The sequence below is a fragment of the Streptomyces sp. NPDC000594 genome (assembly GCF_040299965.1).
Taxonomy (GTDB): domain Bacteria; phylum Actinomycetota; class Actinomycetes; order Streptomycetales; family Streptomycetaceae; genus Streptomyces.
In genome coordinates this window covers 64,309-85,789 of record NZ_JBEPCY010000003.1, presented here as the reverse complement: position 1 = coordinate 85,789, position 21,481 = coordinate 64,309, and the positions used below count along the sequence as shown (strand labels likewise).

Here is a 21,481-nt window from a genome sequence, read left to right as displayed (position 1 = left end):
GGTTCTGTGGCCCTTCTCACCGGCCGATCCCGGGGTGATGGGAACGCGGAACCGGGGGGCCGGGGCACGGCGTCTTCTGGGCCGTCCGGCGGTGGTCCGCTCGACGGTGTGCTGGTGACGGGTGGGACTCAGCACCGCTGACCTGGGGGATCCTTGATCCACGGGTGATGGTGCCGGGCGATGCGCGATCGGTTGTCCACAGGCTGTGGACGAGTGCGGCGCGATCCGGGACGGCGTATTACCGTGAGGGCGGCGACCGATGGCGCCCGGCCCGACCGCGAGGATCGGGGCGGGCCCGAGCGCCCGCACGGGAAACCCAGGACACCGGAAGGGGGGTGCCCGACTCATGACCGCTGTGGACGACGCGCTGGCAGGCGCGGTGTACGAGGAGGGCGACGCCTCCCTCGACGCGGGCGCCTCCCTGCTCGCCGCCGCCCCCGGGTCCGATGCCGAGCTGGCCCGCCAGGGCCGGGAGCTGGTCCGGCGCGCCTGGGAGCGCGGCTGGCAGCCCGCCGACCTCGTCCGGCTGGCCCGGCGCGAGCTCTCCGCCCACCATGTCCTGCTCCTCACGGAGCTGATCACCACCGAGTGCGCGGGGTACGGGACCCTGCCGCCGCGCTGGCGGGGTCAGCTCGACGCCCTTGACCCGGCGCGGTGGACCGCCGACCGCTTCTCCTACGCCACCGCCGTGCTGGAGCTGTACCGGCTGCTGGTCCGGCTGCCGTCGCTGGAGCCGGTGGGCCCGGTGCCGGGGACGGTGTTCGTCGCGGCGAGCGGCTACGACCCCCGGACACTGGGCCGGATCCGGGGGCTCCTCGCCAAGGCCGAGGCGACGACCTTCCCCGAGGAGGCCGAGGCGCTCACCGCGAAGGCCCAGGAGTTGATGGCCCGTCATGCCCTCGACGAGGCGGCGCTCCCCGAGCACCGGGCCGACACCCCGGCCGCCTGCCGGATCGGGGTCGACCAGCCGTACGAGAGCGCCAAGGCGATCCTGCTGGACGCGGTCGCCTCGGCGAACCGCTGCCGTGCGGTGTGGAACGGCGACCTCGGGTTCTCCACGGTGGTCGGCTTCGAGAGCGACCTGGAGGCGGTCGAGCTGCTGTACACCTCCCTGCTGGTCCAGGGCACCACGGCCATGACCCGCGCGGAGGCGGCCCAGCGGGCGGGCGGGCGCCGCCGCACCAAGACCTTCCGCCAGTCCTTCCTGCTCTCGTACGCCTCCCGCCTCGGGGACCGGCTCGCGGCCACCGCCGAGAGCGTCACCGCCCCGGCCGGGCTGCTGCCCGTCCTCGCCACCCGGGACATAGCCGTCGCCGACCGCACGGACCAGCTCTTCCCGCACACCACCGCGACCCGGGTCCGGGGCGCCACCGACGAGGCGGGCTGGTCCGAGGGCCGCACGGCGGCGGACGCGGCGCGGGTGGCGCGGGAGCGGGGGCGGCTGGGCCGCTGAGCCCCGGCACCCCGGGGCGCCTCGGGTCACGTACGGGTCCACCCGGGGTGGCTGTTCCAGCGGATAGGGTGCGGGTGTCGAGCCCGGGACGGTGCCAGGGGCGTTCTGGAGCAGGTCAAGCAGAACGCCATGATCGCGGGACAACGGCCCAGGTCGGGAAGTGTCGGCCCCGCGCGGGCGGGGGTAGCTCGCCCACAGTCGGCGTCTGGCGGTCGTCCATGCAGTCGGCCCCGCGCGGGCGGGGGTAGCTCGTTCGGGTTCGCGGGGTCCCGGGAGCAGGTGGCGTCGGCCCCGCGCGCGCGGGGGTAGCTCCCGGCCGCGCAGGTCCCGCAGCTTGCCGTCCGCGTCGGCCCCGCGCGCGGGGGTAGCTCGGCACTGGTGGCTTACGGCTAGGAGCAGGCGGCGTCCGCCCCGCCACCGTGGGGTTCGGGCCGCCGCATGGCCCGCGTGGTGATCCCGACCCCGGGCGGCGCGGGCGCCACCGTGTTGCCCGGAATGCCCTGAACGGGACGTTACGCTCAGGTCATGACCTGGCTTCGGGCGCTGAAGGAGACCGCCCGCGCAGGGCTCCGGATCGAGCCTCGGCGGTTGGAGCCGCTGGTCGCGCTGCGGGGGGCGGCCGGGCTCGCCGTGGTGGTCGGTGGGGCGCTCGCGCTCTTCGGGCCGGTGGTGGCGGTCAGTTCGGCGTTCGGCGCCTTCCAGGCGGGCATCGCGGTCTACCAGCGCAGCTGGCGCCCCCGACCGCTGCTCGCCCTGGCCTCGGGGGCCAGCCTCGCCGTGTCGACCTTCGTCGGCTATCTCGCCGCCGGCAACCTCGCCCTCTTCGTCGCCGTGCTCGCCCTGTGGACCTTCGCCGCCGGACTCGCCTGGTCGATCGGTGTCACCGTCGGCGTCATCGCCGCCTCCAATGTCGCCATCATGCTGATCACCATCACCCTGCCCACCTCCGTGGCGACCGCCGCCGGACACGCCGCCGTGATCGCCGTCGGCGGGGCGGTCCAGGCGCTGCTGGTGCTGCTCTTCCCGGTACGGCGCTGGGGCGCCCAGCGGGACGCCCTCGCCGACGCCCTGGCCGCCGAGGCGGACTACGCGCGGCGGCTGCGCCACGACCCCGTCGCCTCCTTCGACCCCGAGCCCCTGATGGTCGCCCGCAGCGCCGCCGCCGTCACCCCCCGGCAGGCCCGCCGCAGACCGGCGGAGCTGCACGGCACCCGGGGCGTTGCCGAGCGGATCCGCCCGGTGCTGGCCTCCCTCGCCGACCCGGCCGTGGGCGTCCCCGAGGAGGGCCCGGAGCGCGACCGGGTCCGTGAACTGCTCGCCGCCGCCGGTGAGGTGCTGGACTGCGCCGCGCACGCGATCCGGCACGGCACCCCCGTACGGATCCCGCCCGCCGCCCGCGCCACCCTGCGCACACCGGACACCCTCGCCCTGCTGGCGGGCCCGCCCCGGCGCGCGGTGATCCGGCTGGCCGCGCTCCTCGACGACGTGGTCGAGGAGGCCAGGGGCGAGGGCGACGACGAGGGCCCGTACCGCGACCGTCCACCGCTGCGCCGGCTGCTCCCGGCCGCCGTCCGCCGGGTACGCGGGGAGCTGCGCCGGGGCTCCCCGGTGCTGCGCCACGCCATCCGGGTGTCGGCCGTGGTCTGCGCCGGCTATCTGCTGGGCACCGCGCTCCCCCTCGGCCATGGCTACTGGGCGCCGATGACCTCCGTCATGGTGATGCGCCCGGACTTCTCGCAGACCTACGCCCGGTCCGTGGCCCGCTTCGGCGGCACGTTGATCGGGGTGGGGGTCGCCACCGCCGTCGTCCAGACCGCGCACCCGGATGTCCTGCTCTCCGGGCTGCTCGCCGTGGTCTGCGCCTTCGGGACCTATCTGGTGATGCGGACGGGATACGCGGCGACCAATGTCGGGATCTCGGCGTATGTCGTCTTCCTGCTCGGCATGACCGGGCAGGAGGCGGGCCAGACCGTCCCCGACCGGGTCCTGCTCACCCTGCTCGGCGGGGTGCTCGCGATGCTGGCGTACGCCGTCTACCCCGCGTGGGAGACCCCACGGCTCCGCTATCGCCTCGCCGACTGGCTGAAGGCGGACGGCCGGTACGCGGCGGCCGTGATCGAGCATTACGCCCGCCCCGGCGATCCGGCCAGCCAGGAGATCCGTACGGCGCTGATCGCCGCGCGGGACGCCCGGATCGCCTGGCAGGCGGCGCTGGCACGGGCGGTGCACGAGCCGGTACGGAGCCGTGGTCTGACCCGGGCGGCGGCGGAGGCGGCCGAGCACGCGCTCGCGCAGATGGGGCGGAGCGCCATGCTGATGGAGGCTCATCTTCCGGAGCACGGTGCCGTGCCGGTGCCCGCCGCGCGGGGGCTCGCCGAGGCGCTGCGGCAGGACACCGAGCGCGCGGCGAAGGCCGTACGGGAGCGCCGTGTCCCGTCCTGGGACCGGGTACGGGCGGCCCTCGCCGCATGGGAGGAGGCCGAGCGGGGTCACCCTGTGCTCGGGAGCGGCGCCGAACTGCTCGCGGAGGCGCTGGACGAGCTGGCCGACGCCCTGGGCGACGGCGCACGATGACCCCCGGCGCCTCGGCCGGGGGTGCCGGGGAGCCGGACATCGCCGGCCCTCGCTCCCGTACCCGAATCCCGTCCCGAATCCCGTACCCGGGACCAGGGTTCCGGGGTCAGGACTCCGGCGAGCTGTCCCCGGTCCCCTGCCCGGACGGCAGCTTGCCGCTCTGCGCCTTCGCCAGGCTGTCCGTCAGCCCGTTCCCCCAGTCGACCACGAGCCGCTCGCCGTCGGCGGACTTGATCGTGCCCATGGTGCGTTCGGTGGCGCCGTCGGGGCACTTCAGCGACAGCATGAGATCCCCGTGGTCGGCGACCTCGCCCGCGCACGCGGTGCCGCCGCCCGCCACCAGGGTGACCTTGGTGCCGGTGACCGTGATCAGCAGCCCGGTGCCCTCGGTCTTCCCGGCCCACCGGCCCTGGACCGAGGTGGAGTCCACGGCGCCCGCGTCGCTCCCGGGGGAGTCGCCGGCCGCGGTGGCGGTCGGAGCGCCCGCGGTGGTCTCTGCCGGGTCCTTCTTCTTGTCACTGTCGTCGCCGCCGCAGCCCGTGAGGGCGAGTGCCGCGGCCGCGACAAATCCGGCCATGGCCCGGGAGGTACGTATACGCACGGAGCGCCCCTTGGTTGTCGGAAGAGGTCCGCGCCAAGCTACCAGGGTGTTCTCCTGGGGCCTGTGAGATGCGCAACTCCATCACCGGGAACCGGATATGGGCTATCACGCGAAGACGGGATCCTTGGGAGCCTTCGGAGCGTCATTCTTCGGTACAGGGGGATTCGCCGGGACGGACCGGCCCGGATGGCGCGGACCGCGCCATGGGCGGCGGCCGGTGTCCACGGCCCTTCTGAGAGCCGATACGCCATCGAACCGGATTGTGTCCGGACCTGTAACGGGCCGGACCTGTAACCACGGCAATACCGCGCGTGCACGTGCATATGCCCGTGCCAACGCTCGCGCATTCGCACGTGAAACAGAGCTATGATCCGGGACAGTTGACGAATGCATCTTGTAGCCCGGGAGCGTCCTGTGCACCACGCGTACAACGGCATGGCGGCCACCGAGCTGCGGGGGGTCGTCTGGCAGAAGAGCAGGCACAGCAACTCGCAGGGATCCTGCGTCGAGTTCGCCAGACTGCCCGGAGGAAATGTCGCCATGCGCAACTCGCGGCATCCGGAAGGGCCCGCGCTCGTCTATACGCCCGCGGAGATCGAGGCGATGCTGCTGGGCGTCAAGGACGGCGAGTTCGACCATTTGATCGCGGGACCCTGATCGCCGGATCCTGAACACCCGCCCGGAACACCGGCCGTGAACGTCGGCCCGGAACCACAGGCTCGGAACCACAGGCCCGGGACGAACCGGCCCGGAACGCACCGGCTCTGATCGCCGGGCCCGGCGCGTGCTCGTGTCACCCCGAAGTCCGCACCGCCCACCGCCGGTACGGAAGGGGAGTGGCGGGCCCGCCCCCCGATAGCCGGGCCCGCCACTCCCGGCTCATGGTGCGGCACCGTGCCGGTGCCGCTTCGCCGTTCCCGTAGGTATGAGGTAGGTCGTCCAGGGCCGCCTGGGCCGCCCGGTCGTCCCTAGTGCCCCGGCTGCCCCAGCCGGAACAACGCCCAGACCACCTTGCCGTGCAGCGCGCCGGCCAGCGGATGCCAGCCCCAGCTGTCGCTGAACGAGTCCACCAGGAAGAGCCCCCGGCCCGACTCCGCGGTCCCCTGGGGATCCGGGAAGGCCCCCGGCCCCGTCCCCGTACCACCCGGTGAATCCGGGCTCGGGTCGCGTACCGCGCACACCAGCCGTCCCGGCCAGCGCATCAGATGCAGCCGTACCGGGGGATCCTGCGGTTCACGCGGGGGATCGGCGGGCAGGGCGTGCCGCAGTGCGTTGGTGACGAGTTCGGAGACCACCAGCGCGATGTCGTCGAAACGGTCCCCCAGACTCCACTCCCCCAGGGTGGTCCGGGTGAACTGCCGTGCGCCGCGCACCGCTTCATAGCGGGCGGGCAGCGAGCAGGACGCGGAGCTGGAGACCTGTGCGGGATCGATGGGGGGAAGGCCCTGCCGTAACGGCGCGAGCATGGTCGATCCATTCGTTCCCATGCGAGGCACTCCCGGGGGAATCGCGGCTGTGGTGCAACAACACGGACGAGCACGCAGATGCGGCGAGGACCATGGTTCCGAATGCGTCAGGCAGATGCAAGGGCAGATGCACGTGCACGTGCCCGCCATGTCCACCTCCATCACAGTTGTGGGTGATATCTTTCCCCGATCTCTTCCATGGCTTCCCCAAGGTCTTCCCATTTCCGTAACTGCCCGAGTACGCCCCGAAGTGTTTTGGTGGCAGAATCCCGCACTTGAGGTCCGGGGGGTGCCTCAGTCTGTAGAGGGTCTGTAGAGGAACCGAACGAGACGCATGACGAGGATGGGGAGGGTTGGAGTCGTGACCGCAGCCGATTCATGGGCCGAAGGTCCGGGTGGGGGTTCCGTGGTGCGGCGCATCCTGTTGGGCTCGCAGCTGCGGAGACTGCGCGAATCGCGCGGCATCACCCGTGAGGCCGCCGGCTACTCGATCCGCGCATCGGAGTCAAAGATCAGCCGTATGGAGTTGGGCCGGGTGAGCTTCAAGGCGCGCGACGTGGAGGATCTGCTCACGCTCTACGGAGTCGCGGACGAAGCGGAGCGCGGCGCCCTGCTCGGCCTGGCCAAGGAGGCCAATGTCGCCGGGTGGTGGCACAGCTACAGCGATGTCCTCCCCGGCTGGTTTCAGACATATGTGGGGCTGGAGGCGGCGGCCTCCCATATCCGCCTCTACGAGGTGCAGTTCGTACACGGTCTGCTCCAGACCGAGTCCTATGCCCATGCGGTGGTCGCCCGGGGCATGCCCAACGCTCCCCAGGCGGAGATCGACCGCCGGGTCGCCCTCCGGCTCGAACGGCAGAAGCTCCTCGTCTCCGAGCGGGCCCCGCGCCTCCACGCCATCCTGGACGAGGCCGCGCTGCGCCGCCCCTATGGCGACCGCGCCGTGATGCAGGGGCAGTTGCGGCATCTGATCGAGATCTCCGAACAGCCGAATGTCACGCTCCAGGTCATGCCCTTCAGCTTTGGCGGGCATGCGGGCGAGAGCGGTTCTTTCGCGATGCTGCGCTTCCCGGAGTCCGACCTGTCCGACATCGTCTATCTCGAACAGCTCACCAGTGCGCTGTATCTGGACAAGCGCGAAGACGTCGCCCAGTACGAGAAGGCGATGACGCGACTAGGGGAGGACAGTCCGGACACGGAGGAAAGTCGTGATGTTCTGCGTGGTCTACTCCAACTTACCTAGCACAGACGTATAGTGACGTCGCATCAGACCCGAGCTGTGTGAGGTTCCGGCGTTCTGGCTGACGTTCTGGCCTTCTGGCGTTCCGCGGGGTCCGGGAGGCCCTGACGAGTTTCCGACGGGTAAGGGAATCGGATCATATGTCCTTGTTCAGCGAACTGGCCTACCAGTACATCGACGGCGAGTGGAGGCCCGGGAGCGGCTCCTGGGACATCATCGATTTCAATCCGTACGACGGGGAGAAGCTGGCTTCCATAACCGTCGCCACGGCCGCCGAAGTGGACCAGGCCTACCGCGCCGCCGAGCGGGCCCAGGTCGCCTGGGGCGAGACCAGCCCCTATGCCCGCCGCGCCGTCTTCGAGAACGCGCTGCGCATCATCGAGGAGCGCGAGCAGGAGATCACCGAGGCGATCATCGCCGAGCTGGGTGGCACCCACATCAAGGCCGGTTTCGAGCTGCATCTCGCCAAGGAATTCCTGCGCGAGGCGATTCAGCTGGCGCTGCGGCCCGAGGGGCGGATTCTTCCCTCCCCGGTCGACGGCAAGGAGAACCGGGTCTACCGGCTCCCGGTCGGGGTGGTGGGCGTCATCAGCCCGTTCAACTTCCCCTTCCTGCTCTCCATCAAGTCCGTCGCGCCCTCGCTGGCGCTCGGCAACGGTGTCGTTCTCAAGCCCCACCAGAACACCCCGATCTGCGGCGGCTCCCTGGTCGGCAAGGTATTCGAGGACGCCGGTCTGCCGCCGGGGCTGCTCAATGTCGTCATCACCGATATCGCCGAGATCGGTGACGCGCTCATCGAGCACCCGGTGCCGAAGGCCATCTCCTTCACCGGCTCCGACAAGGTCGGCCAGCATGTCGCCATGGTCTGCGCGGCCAATTTCAAGCGCGCGATCCTGGAACTCGGCGGCAACAGCGCGCTGATCGTGCTGGAGGACGCCGATATCGACTACGCCGTGGACGCCGCCGTCTTCAGCCGTTTCGTGCACCAGGGCCAGGTCTGTATGGCGGCCAACCGTGTGCTGGTGGACCGGCGGGTGGAGGAGGAGTTCACCGAGAAGTTCGTCGCCAAGGTGCGCACCCTCAAGGTGGGCGACCCGGCCGATCCGTCGACCCATATCGGGCCGCTGATCAACTCCCGGCAGGCGGACGCGGTGACCGCGCTGGTCGAGCAGACCCTCGCGGCGGGCGCCACCGCGCTGCTGCGGGGCGGGTCCGACGGCAATCTGGTGGAGCCCTCCGTGCTCACCGGTATCGCCACCGACTCCCCCGTCCTCGGGCAGGAGATCTTCGGCCCGGTGGCGCTGATCGTGCCCTTCGACGGGGAGGACGAGGCGGTCAGGATCGCCAATGACACCCCGTACGGGCTGAGCGGCGCCGTGCACACGGCCGATATCGAGCGCGGGGTGCGGATCGCCAAGCGGATCCACACAGGCATGATCCACATCAATGACTCCACCGTGCACGACGAGCCGATCGTGCCCTTCGGCGGGGAGAAGCACTCGGGCAGCGGCCGGCTCAACGGCGAGTCGATGATCGAGGCGTTCACCACCCAGAAGTGGATCTCGGTCCAGCACGGCCGGTCCCGGTTCCCCTTCTGATCGCCCTCCGGACCTGGGCTTGGACCCGGACCCGGACCCGGGCTTGGACGCTGTCCCTGGCCCGGCCGCGACAGCCCCGCGCCCCCGGCGCGACCGCCGATTCCCCGTACCCCGGGGGATCGGCGGTGCTGTTTCCGGGACGCGGCCATCACCGGGTCATCGCGGACCGTTTCTGTCCGCGATGGCTCGTAGGGTGAGCGATGTCGGACGGAGCGGAGGCCTGCGGCCCCGCCCCGGGAGAGCCGTTCGCGCGGCGTACACCAAGGCGTTCGCGCGGCGCACACGAAGGGTGGACACCATGGTCACGCATGTACCGGCGGAGGCCCACGGCGACGAGCGCGGCGCCCTCATCGCCTTCGCGGAGGCGCAGCGGGGCGCCCTGCGGCGGTCCGTCCTGGGGCTCACCGAGGAGCAGGCGGCGAGCCGCCCCAGCGCCAGCGAACTGTCCCTGTCCGGGCTGCTCAAGCATGTGGCGGAGGTCGAGCTGACCTGGCTGCGGATGGCCCAGCAGCGGCCGAACGAGCGGCAGCGGAGCCAGGACGACTGGGCGAACGGGTTCCGGCTCGCCGAGGATGAGTCGATCCCCCAGGTGCTGGAGTTCTGGGACGGGGTGGCCCGGGAGACCGAGGAGTTCATCCGTGCCGTGCCCAGCCTGGACGACACCTTTCCGCTGCCGCCCGCGCCGTGGTTCCCGAAGGACGGCCGGGTGTCGATGCGCTGGCTGATGCTCCATCTGGTCGAGGAGTTCGCCCGGCATGCGGGTCATGCCGACATCGTCCGGGAGTCCCTGGACGGGAAGGGCGCCTTCGAGCTGGTGGCCCTGGAGCGGGGCTGAGCCGTCCGGCCGGCTGAGCGGTCCGGCCGGGCTGGGCGGGCCGGCCGGCTGGGCGGTCCGGGGGGCCGGGGCCCCGGTCCGGGAGCCCCCGGCCCCGGCGGCCTCCGGACGTGTCAGGCCTCCTCGCGCAGCTCCGCCAGCCGCGCCAGGGTGTCCCGTACCTCCGTGCGCTGCTCCTCCGGCAGCCCGGCCGGGTTGATGCCCGCCGCCCGCTCCAGCCACTCGGCGCCCCGCCCGGTCTCACCGACCCGTACCGCGATGTCTCCGCGCAGCACCAGCAGCCTCAGCAGTTGCGCCGGAGTCGGTTCCTCCGTGCCGGTCCCGGTCAGCGCCCGGTCGATGATCTTCGCTGCCCCGGGCAGATCCTGCTTGGAGTCCACGAAGAGGTCGGCCAGATGCAGGGCGCGTTCGTACGTCCCCTTCGGTACCGGGCGATGACTCGGGTCCTCGCTGATCGTCTGACCCACCCGGATGCTGTTGCCGGTGGGGTCCGTCATCAGGAACTGCCGTACCCCGTACGACATGTCCTTGAGCGGTCCGATCCGGGGCAGCCCCCGGACCGGGACCTTTCCGTACATCTCCTTGAGCCCCGCGCGGAAGGTCTCGTAGAGCGCGTCCACGGCCTCCGTGAGGATGTAGCAGCCGGAGTACGACTCGGCGGGGTCGTACTCCTTCATCCCGAAGAACTGGAGTTCGATGGTGCCGTGTTCGACCACGGCGTAGGGATAGGGGCTCTTCTGAAAGAAGGTCGTCTCGAAGCCGAGGGCGGTATAGAAGTCGACCACCGACGGGAGCAGCTGCGTGCGGCAGGGGAGGAGCGGGATGGTCTTCTCGGTCATCCTCGCAGGCTAGTCAAAATTGGCTACATAGGTCAAAGTTGAATAGTGCCTTCATGGGGGCCGTCCGAGCGCGCCGGCGGGGAGGACGGGAGGATACGCAGAGCCGGGAACGGTGAGAACCCGAGCACCCAAGAGCGACGAGGAGAGAACCGGCCGATGTCAGCGATCCGTCTGCTGGTGCTCGGCGCCGTGCGTCAGCACGGCCGGGCCCATGGCTACCAGATCCGTAACGACCTGGAGTTCTGGGGCGCGCACGAGTGGTCCAACGCCAAGCCCGGCTCGATCTACCACGCCCTGAAGCAGCTGGCGAAACAGGCACTGCTGCACGCCCATGAGACCGCCCCCTCCCCGGCCGGCGGCCCGCCGAGGACCGAGTACGAGCTGACCGAGGCGGGCGGCGAGGAGTTCCTCCGGCTGCTCCGGGAGGCGCTGACCGCCCATGACCAGAAGCTGGACGTGCTCTCGGCGGGGATCGGCTTCATCGTCCATCTGCCCCGTGCCGAGGCGGTCGCGCTGCTGCGGGAGCGGGTGGCGGCGATGCGGGAGTGGCGAACGGCGGTGACCGACTACTACACCCCGGAGGAGGGGCCGGGGTCGCTGGGCCATATCGGCGAGATCATGGACTTCTGGGTCTCCTCGGCCGACTTCGGTGTCGAGTGGACGCTCGGGCTGATCCGGCGGATCGAGGGCGGCGCCTATGTGTTCGCCGGGGAGGGCGAGCTGCCGGTCACCGTCCTCGGGGAGGGTGACGAGAACCCGTACGCGACGGGGGAGCGCCACCCCGGCGACACCGCCTGACGGACCCACCGGACCCACCGGCCCCGGTGGGCTCAGCGGTGGGCGCGCCGGGCTCAGTGGTGGAAGGCGGTGGCCTTCGCCGTGTCCGGGCTCAGTGGGTACGGCTGTTTCCGCAGCTCCGGCAGGAGCCGGTCCAGATCCTCCGTCAGTACGGCGGCGAGGTCGGCGGAGAACCCATTGCGGCAGACCACCCGCAGGACGGACAGATCCTCCCGGTTTCTGGGGAACGTATAGGCGGGAACCAGCCATCCGTACTCACGCAGCCGACGGGAGACGTCGAAGACATCGAAGGCGGTGACCTCCGGTGCGGTGGTCACCGCGAAGACGGGCAACTGGTCGCCCCGGGTGAGCAGCCGGAACTCCGGGATCTCCGCGAAGCGCTCCGCGAGCCCGCACGCGACGTCCCGGGACGCCTGCTGGACCGCCCGGTAGCCGTCCCTGCCCAGGCGCAGGAAGCAGTAGTACTGCGCCGCGACCTGGGCGCCGGGCCGGGAGAAGTTGAGGGCGAAGGTCGGCATGTCCCCGCCGAGGTAGTTGACCCGGAAGACCAGCTCCTCGGGGAGTTCGGCGGCCGAGCGCCACAGTGCCCAGCCGACCCCCGGGTAGACCAGGCCGTACTTGTGCCCCGAGGTGTTGATCGAGGAGACCCGGGGCAGCCGGAAGTCCCACACCAGCTCCTCGTCGAGGAAGGGGGCGACCATCGCGCCCGACGCCCCGTCGACATGGACCGGCACATCGAGCCCCGTCCGCTCCTGGAGGGCGTCCAGGGCCGCGCAGATCCCGGCGACCGGCTCGTACGAACCGTCGAAGGTCGAGCCGAGCACGGCGACCACACCGATGGTGTTCTCGTCGCACAGCTCGGCGGCGGCCTCGGCGTCGAGGTGGAACCGCTCGCCCTCCATCGGCACCAGCCGCGCCTCGACCTCCCAGAAGGCGCAGAACTTCTCCCAGCAGACCTGGACATTGACGCCCATGACGAGGTTGGGCCGGGCGGTCGACGGATAGCGGTCCGCGTTCCGTTTGGCCCAGCGCCGCTTGAGGGCCATCCCGGCGAGCATGCACGCCTCACTGGAGCCGGTGGTGGAGCAGCCGACCGTCGCCGCCGGGTCGGGGGCGTGCCAGAGGTCGGCGAGCATCGCCACACAGCGCCGCTCCAGCTCGGCGGTGCGCGGATACTCGTCCTTGTCGATCATGTTCTTGTCGCGGCACTCGTTCATCAGCACCGCCGCCTGGGGCTCCATCCAGGTGGTGACGAAGGTGGCGAGATTGAGCCGGGAGTTGCCGTCCAGCATGAGTTCGTCGTGGACGAGCCGGTACGCGGTCAGCGGCGGCAGCGGGCCGTCGGGCAGCCGGTGGGTGGGCGGTGCCTCGGTCATCCCGCTGACCGGGTCGGCCTCCCCGTAGAAGGGGTTGAGCGAGAGCCGCCGCATCTCGCGGGAGGGTCCCGACCGCCGGTCCGTGCCCTGGTGGAGTGGCATCCGGTCGCGCCGCCCTTCGGTGTCCGTACGGGGTGGGGCCCGGTGCCCGTCCACCCGGGGCGGGGCCGGGCCGGGTCGACCACCACGCTGGTACGGGTGGGTGCCGCCCGCAACGCGGGAGCCGCCGTCCGCGTCCGGCGGCCGGGTCGTTGGTAGCGTGGGCGCGCGCCCCTTTCGTACGGGAGTGGCGCTCTTTCATATGATGTGTTCTCCGAGGTCAGGAGCCCGGCCCCGTGACCACCCTCGCGCTCGGCCCGGTGACGGACTTCGCTCTCGGGCCGGTGACGGATCTCGTGCTCGGGCCGGAGTGGCTCGACCCGGACCGGCTGATCGGCGCCTTCGGTCTGATCGGCGTCCTGGCCATCGTCTTCGCCGAGTCCGGACTGCTCATCGGCTTCTTCCTGCCGGGGGACTCGCTGCTGTTCACCACCGGGCTGCTGGTGGCCTCCGGCACGCTGGACACCCTGCCGCTGTGGGCCGTGTGCGTGCTGATCGTGGCCGCCGCCGTCGCCGGGGACCAGGTGGGCTATCTCTTCGGCCGGAAGGTGGGACCGGCGCTCTTCACCCGTCCCGACTCCCGTCTCTTCCACCGGGGGAACGTGGAGCGGGCGCACGCCTTCTTCGCCGCGTACGGGCGCAAGTCGCTGGTCCTCGCCCGCTTCGTCCCGGTGGTGCGGACCTTTGTCCCGGTGATCGCCGGGGTCAGCCGGATGGAGTACCGCTCCTTCGTGGTCTTCAATGTCGTCGGCGGGGTGCTCTGGGGCGCGGGGGTCACCCTGTTGGGCGCGGCCCTCGGCACGATCGATCTCGTCCACCGGCATATCGAGGCGATCCTGCTGCTGGTGGTGGCGGTGTCGGTGCTGCCGATCGCCGTCGAGCTGCTGCGGGCCGCGCGGGCGCGCCGCAGGGCGGGGCCGCCGGCGGCCTCCGCCGGACCTGGGCCTGGGCCTGGACCCATGGCCCCGGAGCCGGCCCGGCCCGGACCGGAAGCCCCGGAGTCGGCCCGGCCCGGGTCAGAAGCCGCGGGTCCGCTTCGCGGCGCGGCGGGGCTCGGCGGAAGCGCCGGTTCCGCGCACCCGGATGAACAGGCGTGAGGTCTCGCTCCCCAGGTTCACCCCGATCGCGATGGCCAGCGCCACCGCCGACGCCTTGGAGAGCGAGGCGAGACCGGTGTTCAGATCACCCTGGGCGATGGCCAGCAGACCGAAGTAGGTCGCACTGCCGGGGAGCAGCGGACCGATGGCGGCGGTGACGTACGGGAGTGCCGAGGCGAAGCGGTAGCGGGCGAGCATCTGCCCGAAGAGGCCGACGAGACCGGCCGCCGCGGCCGTCGCCGCGACCGGGTTCACGTCGGCGGTGTGCGCCAGGGCGCCGAAGATCACCCAGCCCACCCCGCCGTTCAGCGTCACCAGCCAGACGGTGTGCCGCTCCTGCTGGAGCAGGACGGCGAAGCACATCGACAGACCCATGGCCGCGAGCAGCTGGGTCACCGGGCGTTCCACCGGGAGCAGGGCGGTCTCGGGGGTGAGTCCGGCGCCCAGTGCGAGGCCCAGCGAGAGCACGATGAGCACACCGATGACGATGCCGACGATCAGATAGCCGACCTCCAGGAGCCGGGCGGCGGCGGTGATGTAGAAGCCGGTGAGCCCGTCCTGCACCCCGGCGACCAGGGCCCGTCCGGGGATCAGGGCGAAGAGCCCACCGGTGATCACGGCGGAGGCCCGGATGTCCAGCGGGGAGAGGGTCAGCGCCACGCCCATCATCGCCGGGGGCATGGCCGCCGCGACGAATTGGTAGAACTCCGGCAGTCCGCGCCCCGCGCAGAGCCAGGCGAAACGGTCGCCGAGGATGGCGCCGACCGTGGCGGCGAGGAAGACCAGGAGATCACCGCCGACGAGTACGGAGGCGGATCCGGCGAGCAGTCCGCCCGCGACGGTGAGGCCCCAGCCGGGGTAGGGGTGCCGGTTGCGCCGTATCTCGGCGAGCCTGCGGTAGGCGTCCTCCAGGGTGATCCCGGTGTCGGGCGAGCTGATGTCGTGGACCAGCCGGTAGACCGCGGCCAGCCGGGTGTAGTCGGTCCCCCGGCGGCGTACGGTCCGGTTGGCCGTCACCGGGTCGTCCACCAGGGACGGCTGATAGGTGATCGACAGCAGGGTGAAGGTGACGGTGGGCTCGCAGCGGTCCAGTCCGTACGAACGGGAGATGGCGAACATCGCCGCCTCGACGTCCTCGGCGCCCTCGCCGCCCGCGAGCAGCAGCTCGCCGATACGGAGGGTCAGGTCGAGCACCCGGGGGACCGCGGGCCCCGCCTCGTCGAGCTTCTGCACCGACTCGGGGACCGGGCGTTCGCCCACCGGCATCCGCAGCATGGTCCGCATCCGGTCCTGCCAGGGGGCGTCCTTGGTCAGCCGGACCTTGGGCAGGCCGTGCGACGGGGTGTACGCGGGCGGGGAGTGCCGGGCGCTGTAGACGCTGGGGGTGGCGAAGGCGGAACCTTCCTGCTCGGGCGGGGGCTCCGGGAGCGCGCCGTCGGGCAGGGCGAATTCCGAGGTGGTGTGGTCCTCGTCGGGGCTGTCGGGCAGCGCGACGCCGACGGGCGGGGTGAAGGCGCTGTGGGCCTCGTCGGAGGCGGCCTTGCGCTCCTCGGGGGGCCTGCCGTGGACGGTGGGGTCGGGGGAGGGGACGACGGGGGGCCGGGGCGGTACGGGCAGATCGGTGACCCGGGTGGTCTCAGTGGTCTCCCGGGGCTTCCCGGTCTCCCGGGTTTCCTCGGGCTCGCCCCCCGCCGGGCGGGGTGTGCCCGGCCTCGGGGTCTCCTGGGCTCCCGGCCGTTCCGGTCCCGGCCCGTCGGCCGGCCGCTTCGGCTCCGGATCGCCGCTCGGCCGTTCCGGTCCCGGGTCGCCGCTCGACCGCTTCGGTCCCGGACCGTCGGTGCCCTTCCGCGCGCCCCGGTCCGCCCGGTCGCCGCGTGCCCCGTCCCGGGGGCGCTCCCCGCCCCCGGAGGCCCGGTCGCCGGGGCCCGTTCCCGCTGCGGCCCCACCTTCCGGAACGTCCGGCTCCGCCACCACGTGCTGACCTCGCTCCCTCTCGCCCTCTCGTGTCGCCGGTGTCAGCCCAGTATGTGCGCGGTCCCGGCGGTGTACGACTCCGGGATCTCCTGCCCCGTACACGACGGGCGGGCACCTCCCCGAGGTGCCCGCCCGTCGCGGTGTGTGTCCGTGGACGGCCTCAGTGGGCGCCGCCCTGCGCCTCCAGGCGCTTGAAGGAGGCCTCGATCTCGGCCTCGGCCTCGGCGCGGCCGACCCAGTCCGCGCCCTCGACCGACTTGCCCGGCTCCAGGTCCTTGTAGACCTCGAAGAAGTGCTGGATCTCCAGGCGGTCGAACTCCGACACGTGGTGGATGTCGCGCAGGTGCTCCACCCGCGGGTCGGAGGCCGGGACGCAGAGCAGCTTGTCGTCGCCGCCCGCCTCGTCGGTCATCCGGAACATGCCGATGGCGCGGCACTTGATGAGGCAGCCCGGGAAGGTGGGCTCGTCCAGCAGGACCAGCGCGTCCAGCGGGTCGCCGTCCTCGCCCAGGGTGTTCTCGACGAATCCGTAGTCCGCCGGGTAGCTGGTCGAGGTGAAGAGTCGACGGTCCAGGCGGATACGACCCGTCTCGTGGTCCACTTCGTACTTGTTCCGCGAACCCTTCGGGATCTCGATGGTGACGTCGAACTCCACGGGTGACTCCTCCATGATCAACACATACGTCCGATAAGGCTGTGCCTCTCCGGGGAGCGATCCCCGGACCCCCAGCCGTATGGTCGCTGGCGCTGACCGGGTGCTGACCGGGGTGCCGTGCACACGGCAAGACGCAGTTCTGGTGATTAAGTGTCTCTCACGCAGGTGTGTGATCGCGAAAGGGGCTGGTGCGAGATGCCGATCATCAGAACATGGCAGCTCGTGGCGGGTGCCACCGCGGCCGGTCTGGCCCTCGCCGCCGGAGCCGTCGCCCTCGCCGGACCCTGGGAGTCGGGCCGTCGCACCGCCGAACGCGCCCAGGCGGCTGAACTGGAGTCCGAGAGACGTACGGGGCTCCGACCGGCCGCCGCCGGACCCGGGCGGCCCGCCCCCGCGCCCAGCGCACCCGGGGTGCTCGGCCCCCTCGGAGGCCGCGCCTCCGACCGGCCCGCCGACGGCAAGGCGGGCGGTCTCGGCGAGGAGCTGGGCCCCCTGCTGCGCGACCCCGGCCTCGGACCGCTCCGTACCGCCTCGGTGATCGACGCGGCCACCGGGCGGCAGCTGTACGGGCAGGGGGCGGACCGGCCCATGACCCCCGCCTCCACCATCAAGATCGCCACCGCGGTGGCGGCGCTGGACGCGCTCGGGCCCGAGCACCGCATCGCCACCACCGTGGTCGCCTCCGGGGACCGGCTCACCCTGGTGGGCGGCGGGGACGCCACCCTCACCCGGGCGGCCCTGCGCACCCTCGCCGAGCGCACCGCCCGCGCCCTCGCCGACCGGGGCCCCGGGACCGGGGACGGCGCGGCGCCCCGTACCGCCCCCGCGGGCTCACCGGACCGGCCGGTCCGGCTGGCGTACGACACCTCCCTCTACCGGGGCGGCCCGATCCACCCCATCGGCAGAAACGGCAATCTCGCCCCCGTCACCGCCCTGATGGCCGACGGCGCCCGGACCGATCCCCGGAGCACCGGCTACGCCGAGCGCAGTGACGATCCTGCGGGGGACGCCGCCCGTGCCTTCGCCGCACTGCTCCAGGACGAGGGGGTACGGGTCGCCGCCTCCCCGGCGCCCGGGAAGGCCACCCGGGGCGCCCGCCCGCTCGCCGCCGTCCACTCCGCGCCGCTGGCCGCCCTGGTGGAGCGGATGCTGACGGAGAGCGACAACGACGTGGCCGAGTCACTCGCCCGGCAGACCGCAGTGGCCGGAAACGAGCCCGCGAGCTTCGCGGGCGCCGAGCGCGCGGTACGGAAACGTCTCTCCGGGCTCGGACTCCCGCTGACCGGGGCGCGCTTCGCCGACGGCAGCGGCCTCGACCGGCGCGACCGGGTCACCGCCCGGCTGCTCACCACCCTGCTCGCCCGCGCGGCCGAACCCGGCCGCCCCGAACTGCGGCCCGCGCTCACCGGGCTGCCGGTCGCGGGGTTCACCGGCACCCTGGCCGGCCGCTACTCCGGCACCGACCCGGGCAGCGGCCTGGTCCGCGCCAAGACCGGCACCCTCACCGGGGTCGGCTCCCTCTCCGGCACCGTCACCGGCCCCGACGGGCGGCTGCTCGCCTTCGCCTTCCTCGCCGGACGCACCCCCTCACGGGACGCCTCCCAGGACGCCCTGGACCGCCTGGCCGGAGCACTGGCGCCGTAGCCGCCCCGTCATTACCTGCTTGGCACAGGCGCGCCGTGACGCAGCCCGGCCCCCTGACGCCCCTGCCCCCTCCGGGCGTACGGGAACCACCGGACAACCCCGGGGCGTCGTTCCCGGCGCCCGTACCGGCCCGTGCCGGGGCGGGTGAGGGTCCGGCACAAGACACCCGGGGGCGCCGATGATGTTCGGATACGCGGACGAGTGGTCGGCGGTCTTCCTCGTCCCGGCCCTGCTGTGGGTGCCGTTGGGCCCCGTCGCCATGGCGGCGCTCGGGGTGTGGTGCGCCCACCGCCCGGGGATGTGGCCCCGGCTCTGGTCGCTGCTGCTGCCCCTGCCGCCGGTCGCCGTCTCGGCGTGGATCGTCCTGCTGCCCGTCAGGAACTGGGATCACGACACCTACGGGGAGGACGTCACCGGCTATCTCCTGGTCTACCTCGGCGCGATCACCGTCCTGCCGTGGCTGCTGGGGTACGCCGTCACCCGGACCGTGCGCGCGATGCGCCCCCGCGCCGTACCGCCCCGGTGAGGAGCTTCCGCGAGGGCCTCCCGGAACCAGGAGAACCACCACCGCACCGGCCCAGCACGTACGGTTGACGCATGACGAGCATCGGTGGGGCCGAGATGGTCGACTGGAATCTCGCGGTGGCGACCGCGATCCGCTTCGTCCGGCCGGGGCCGGAGGTGAGCAAGGACGAGGCGCGCCGGGTCGTCGCCGAGCTGCGGCGGCACGCCAAGGCGTCGGAGGAGCACGTCCGGGGGTTCACCCGGATGATCCCCGAGGGCCATGAGCCCGAGGACACCCCCGTCCTCGTCGTGGACCGGGCGGGCTGGATCAAGGCCAATGTGGCCGGTTTCCGGCAGCTGCTCACCCCGCTCCTCGGCCGTATGCAGGAACGTCGCGGCGGGGGGCCCACCGGCGCCGTCCTCGGTGCCGTCGGCGGCAAGGTCACCGGCGTGGAGCTGGGGATGCTGCTGTCGTTCCTCGCCTCCCGGGTGCTCGGACAGTACGAGACCTTCGCCCCCGCCAGCCGTGAGCTGCCCGCCGGACCCGACGGCGGCGGACGGCTGCTGCTGGTCGCGCCCAACATCGTCCATGTCGAACGGGAGCTGGAGGTCGACCCGCACGACTTCCGGCTCTGGGTCGCGCTCCACGAGGAGACCCACCGCACCCAGTTCACCGGGGTGCCCTGGCTCCGCGACCATCTGGAGGGCGAGATCCAGTCCTTCCTCGGGGAGACCGACGTCGACCCGATGACCTTCCTGGAACGGCTCCGCGAGGCGGCCCAGTCGCTGGCCGGGGCCCGGCCCGAGGGCGAGGTGGGCGACGACTCCGGGCGCTCCCTGGTGGAACTGGTGCAGACCCCGGCGCAGCGGGAGATCCTCGGCCGGCTCACCGCCGTGATGTCCCTGCTGGAGGGGCACGCCGACTATGTGATGGACGGGGTGGGCCCCGACGTCGTCCCCTCCGTCGCCGAGATCCGGGAGAAGTTCCAGCAGCGCCGGGCCAGGGGCGCGGGCCGGCTCGACCTCGCGCTGCGCAAGCTGCTCGGGCTCGACGCCAAGCTGCGCCAGTACCGTGACGGCGAGCGGTTCGTCCGCGCCGTCGTGGACGAGGTCGGTATGGACGGCTTCAACCGCGTATGGACCTCCCCCAACACCCTCCCCACCAAGGCGGAGATCTCGAAACCGGCGGATTGGGTCGCGCGGGTGCACCGGCGGGCGGACGGGTGAGACCGGGCGCCGCCGCACGCCCCCCGGGGGCCGGGGGACGCCCCCGAGGGGGCGCAGCATCACCCATCCGAGGGACCCTGGTGGCCTAGGCAGCCGTGCGATGCTCGGAGAACGGCTCGGTTCTGTCACCATCGTCGCACTCTCAGTGACCGAGTCGGTCCGCCGGAGACGGACCGGGGCAGCCCCCGCAGCGGTGGTCGCCCCGGCCGCCGGAATCCGGCACGGAATGCCGAGACACCCCGTACCGATCTCTCCTCCACCCGAGGTACCCCCACCTCTTCACGAAGGGCACCGGACATGGGTCCCCATCCTGCGGTCGCGGCGATACGCCTGGCGGTCCGCCGCGTACTCCACGACCTGCTGACCGAGCACACCCCCCGGCTCGCCGAGCACACCCCCCAGCCCGCGGGGAGCCTCCCCGCCCCCCACGGCCCGCAGAACCCCTCCGCCCGGGGCGACCGGGTGGCCCGGCTCCGGCACTCCGCCGCCCCGGGCTGTTCCGCCGCCCGTGCCGCCACCGCCCCCGTCCCCCTGGTGCTCGTGGCCTGCTCCGGCGGCGCGGACTCCATGGCGCTCGCCTCGGCCCTCGCCTTCGAGGCCCGCAAGCTCTCCGTACGGGCCGGCGGCATCACCGTCGACCACGGTCTCCAGGACGGCTCCGACCTCCGCGCCACCGAGGTCGCCGCCCGCCTCACCGCCATGGGGCTCGACCCCGTCGAGGCGGTCTCGGTACGGGTCGGCCGCGACGGAGGCCCCGAGGCCGCCGCCCGGGACGCCCGCTACGCGGCCCTGGACGAGGTCGCCGACCGCCTGGGCGCCGCCGCGGTCCTCCTCGGCCACACCCGCGACGACCAAGCCGAAACCGTCCTGCTGGGACTCGCCCGGGGCTCCGGCATCCGCTCCCTGTCCGGCATGGCCGCCGTCTCCGGCGCCCGGGGCCGCTACCGCCGTCCCTTCCTCCAGATCGACCGGCAGACCGCCCGCAAGGCGTGCATGGTCCAGTCCCTCCCCGTCTGGGACGACCCCCACAACACCGATCCCGCCTACACCCGGTCCCGGCTGCGCCACGAGGGGCTGCCCGCCCTGGAGAAGGCGCTCGGCAAGGGCGTCGTCGAGGCGCTGGCCCGGACGGCGCAGCTCTCCCGCGACGACGCCGACGCCCTGGACACCTGGGCGGCCGACGCGGACGCCGCCGTCCGTGACGAGACCGGCCAGCTGGAGTGCGCCAAGCTGTACGCGCTGCCGCCCGCCGTGCGCCGCCGGGTGCTGCGCCGGGCCGTGATCGAGGCCGGTTCACCGGCCGGTTCGCTCTTCGCCCGCCATGTGGAGGAGGTCGACCGCCTGATCACCGGGTGGCGCGGCCAGGGAGCCATCAATCTGCCGGGGCGCGTCGAGGCGCGGCGGCAGAGTGGCAGACTTGTCATCCGGCAAGGCTGACCAGGCCCCGGTACCGCCCGGGGTGAGGTCACCCGGGAGCCCCGGCGAGGGCTTCCGGAGCCCG

Annotated in this window: 18 protein-coding genes; 12 read left to right on the top strand and 6 right to left on the bottom strand. The window is 72.5% G+C overall.

The features are described from left to right. The first annotated feature begins 346 nt into the window (after positions 1–346). The gene (locus tag ABT354_RS05425) at positions 347–1,453 is read left to right on the top strand and encodes a DUF2786 domain-containing protein (protein WP_351489377.1); all 1,107 of its coding nucleotides are present in this window, start codon (positions 347–349) and stop codon (positions 1,451–1,453) included. Positions 1,454–1,978: 525 nt separating this feature from the next. After that, positions 1,979–4,027 carry an FUSC family protein gene (locus ABT354_RS05420; protein WP_351489375.1) on the top strand — a complete coding sequence of 683 codons (2,049 nt, stop codon included), beginning with the start codon at positions 1,979–1,981 and terminating at the stop codon, positions 4,025–4,027. A gap of 106 nt (positions 4,028–4,133) precedes the next feature. Here the strand turns inward: ABT354_RS05420 and ABT354_RS05415 are convergent, their stop codons facing one another. After that, entirely contained in the window at positions 4,134–4,628 is a 495-nt protein-coding gene (locus ABT354_RS05415; RefSeq protein WP_351489372.1) for a hypothetical protein, read from the bottom strand. 414 nt (positions 4,629–5,042) lie between these two features. On the opposite strand from ABT354_RS05415, the gene ABT354_RS05410 reads away from it, so the two are divergent. Continuing rightward, positions 5,043–5,285 carry a DUF397 domain-containing protein gene (locus ABT354_RS05410; protein WP_351490142.1) on the top strand — a complete coding sequence of 81 codons (243 nt, stop codon included), beginning with the start codon at positions 5,043–5,045 and terminating at the stop codon, positions 5,283–5,285. Between the two features lie 311 nt (positions 5,286–5,596). On the opposite strand, the gene ABT354_RS05405 is transcribed toward ABT354_RS05410, so the two are convergent. After that, positions 5,597–6,115 (bottom strand): ATP-binding protein, encoded by a 519-nt coding sequence (locus ABT354_RS05405; protein WP_351489369.1) that lies wholly within the window; start codon positions 6,113–6,115, stop codon positions 5,597–5,599. Between the two features lie 313 nt (positions 6,116–6,428). Between ABT354_RS05405 and ABT354_RS05400 the strand changes: the two genes are divergently transcribed. The 3 genes from ABT354_RS05400 (at position 6,429) to ABT354_RS05390 (ending at position 9,767) form a co-directional block, all read left to right on the top strand. Continuing rightward, positions 6,429–7,337: a Sco1979 family transcriptional regulator gene (locus tag ABT354_RS05400; RefSeq protein ID WP_502983331.1), complete on the top strand. Its 909-nt coding sequence runs from the start codon at positions 6,429–6,431 to the stop codon at positions 7,335–7,337. A 137-nt stretch (positions 7,338–7,474) separates the two neighbouring features. Further along, a complete protein-coding gene (locus tag ABT354_RS05395) occupies positions 7,475–8,932 on the top strand; it encodes an aldehyde dehydrogenase family protein (RefSeq protein WP_351489364.1) in 1,458 nt (485 codons plus the stop codon). Positions 8,933–9,230: 298 nt separating this feature from the next. Next, complete coding sequence (locus ABT354_RS05390; protein WP_351489362.1) at positions 9,231–9,767, top strand: DinB family protein; 537 nt, start codon at positions 9,231–9,233, stop codon at positions 9,765–9,767. Positions 9,768–9,880: 113 nt separating this feature from the next. On the opposite strand, the gene ABT354_RS05385 is transcribed toward ABT354_RS05390, so the two are convergent. Next, positions 9,881–10,606 carry a bleomycin resistance protein gene (locus ABT354_RS05385; RefSeq protein ID WP_351489359.1) on the bottom strand — a complete coding sequence of 242 codons (726 nt, stop codon included), beginning with the start codon at positions 10,604–10,606 and terminating at the stop codon, positions 9,881–9,883. 156 nt (positions 10,607–10,762) lie between these two features. Between ABT354_RS05385 and ABT354_RS05380 the strand changes: the two genes are divergently transcribed. Then, positions 10,763–11,404 (top strand): PadR family transcriptional regulator, encoded by a 642-nt coding sequence (locus ABT354_RS05380; RefSeq protein WP_351489356.1) that lies wholly within the window; start codon positions 10,763–10,765, stop codon positions 11,402–11,404. Positions 11,405–11,457: 53 nt separating this feature from the next. Here ABT354_RS05380 and gad read toward each other — a convergent pair whose 3' ends face one another. Then, the gene (gene gad, locus ABT354_RS05375; RefSeq protein WP_351489354.1) at positions 11,458–12,882 is read right to left on the bottom strand and encodes a glutamate decarboxylase; all 1,425 of its coding nucleotides are present in this window, start codon (positions 12,880–12,882) and stop codon (positions 11,458–11,460) included. 281 nt (positions 12,883–13,163) lie between these two features. On the opposite strand from gad, the gene ABT354_RS05370 reads away from it, so the two are divergent. Next, positions 13,164–13,976, top strand: coding sequence for a DedA family protein (locus ABT354_RS05370; protein ID WP_351490140.1), 813 nt, complete (start codon positions 13,164–13,166; stop codon positions 13,974–13,976). On the opposite strand, the gene ABT354_RS05365 is transcribed toward ABT354_RS05370, so the two are convergent. Together ABT354_RS05365 and ABT354_RS05360 are read right to left on the bottom strand one after the other, a co-directional pair. After that, a complete protein-coding gene (locus tag ABT354_RS05365; protein ID WP_351489352.1) occupies positions 13,896–15,947 on the bottom strand; it encodes a threonine/serine exporter family protein in 2,052 nt (683 codons plus the stop codon). The genes ABT354_RS05370 and ABT354_RS05365 overlap by 81 nt on opposite strands. A gap of 163 nt (positions 15,948–16,110) precedes the next feature. Beyond that, on the bottom strand, positions 16,111–16,605 hold the full coding sequence (locus ABT354_RS05360) for an inorganic diphosphatase (protein WP_003953602.1): 495 nt from the start codon (positions 16,603–16,605) through the stop codon (positions 16,111–16,113). A 195-nt stretch (positions 16,606–16,800) separates the two neighbouring features. Between ABT354_RS05360 and dacB the strand changes: the two genes are divergently transcribed. The 4 genes from dacB (at position 16,801) to tilS (ending at position 21,417) form a co-directional block, all read left to right on the top strand. Then, positions 16,801–18,249 carry a D-alanyl-D-alanine carboxypeptidase/D-alanyl-D-alanine endopeptidase gene (dacB, locus tag ABT354_RS05355; RefSeq protein WP_351489348.1) on the top strand — a complete coding sequence of 483 codons (1,449 nt, stop codon included), beginning with the start codon at positions 16,801–16,803 and terminating at the stop codon, positions 18,247–18,249. Positions 18,250–18,427: 178 nt separating this feature from the next. Beyond that, positions 18,428–18,775, top strand: coding sequence for a hypothetical protein (locus tag ABT354_RS05350; RefSeq protein ID WP_351489346.1), 348 nt, complete (start codon positions 18,428–18,430; stop codon positions 18,773–18,775). A gap of 71 nt (positions 18,776–18,846) precedes the next feature. Then, complete coding sequence (locus ABT354_RS05345) at positions 18,847–19,980, top strand: Rv3626c family coenzyme F420 biosynthesis-associated protein (RefSeq protein WP_351489344.1); 1,134 nt, start codon at positions 18,847–18,849, stop codon at positions 19,978–19,980. A gap of 297 nt (positions 19,981–20,277) precedes the next feature. Beyond that, positions 20,278–21,417, top strand: a complete 1,140-nt coding sequence (tilS, locus tag ABT354_RS05340; RefSeq protein WP_351489342.1) for a tRNA lysidine(34) synthetase TilS — start codon at positions 20,278–20,280, stop codon at positions 21,415–21,417. Positions 21,418–21,481: the final 64 nt, after the last annotated feature.

Bases quoted from the DNA above. Each gene is read 5' to 3' on its own strand.
- ABT354_RS05385 (WP_351489359.1), bottom strand. From the start codon at position 10,606: ATGACCGAGAAGACCATCCCGCTCCTCCCCTGCCGCACGCAGCTGCTC.
- ABT354_RS05395 (WP_351489364.1), top strand. From the start codon at position 7,475: ATGTCCTTGTTCAGCGAACTGGCCTACCAGTACATCGACGGCGAGTGG.
- ABT354_RS05345 (WP_351489344.1), top strand. From the start codon at position 18,847: ATGACGAGCATCGGTGGGGCCGAGATGGTCGACTGGAATCTCGCGGTG.
- gad (WP_351489354.1), bottom strand. From the start codon at position 12,882: ATGCCACTCCACCAGGGCACGGACCGGCGGTCGGGACCCTCCCGCGAG.
- ABT354_RS05380 (WP_351489356.1), top strand. From the start codon at position 10,763: ATGTCAGCGATCCGTCTGCTGGTGCTCGGCGCCGTGCGTCAGCACGGC.
- ABT354_RS05405 (WP_351489369.1), bottom strand. From the start codon at position 6,115: ATGGGAACGAATGGATCGACCATGCTCGCGCCGTTACGGCAGGGCCTT.
- ABT354_RS05350 (WP_351489346.1), top strand. From the start codon at position 18,428: ATGATGTTCGGATACGCGGACGAGTGGTCGGCGGTCTTCCTCGTCCCG.
- ABT354_RS05390 (WP_351489362.1), top strand. From the start codon at position 9,231: ATGGTCACGCATGTACCGGCGGAGGCCCACGGCGACGAGCGCGGCGCC.
- tilS (WP_351489342.1), top strand. From the start codon at position 20,278: ATGGGTCCCCATCCTGCGGTCGCGGCGATACGCCTGGCGGTCCGCCGC.
- ABT354_RS05425 (WP_351489377.1), top strand. From the start codon at position 347: ATGACCGCTGTGGACGACGCGCTGGCAGGCGCGGTGTACGAGGAGGGC.
- dacB (WP_351489348.1), top strand. From the start codon at position 16,801: ATGCCGATCATCAGAACATGGCAGCTCGTGGCGGGTGCCACCGCGGCC.
- ABT354_RS05400 (WP_502983331.1), top strand. From the start codon at position 6,429: ATGACGAGGATGGGGAGGGTTGGAGTCGTGACCGCAGCCGATTCATGG.
- ABT354_RS05420 (WP_351489375.1), top strand. From the start codon at position 1,979: ATGACCTGGCTTCGGGCGCTGAAGGAGACCGCCCGCGCAGGGCTCCGG.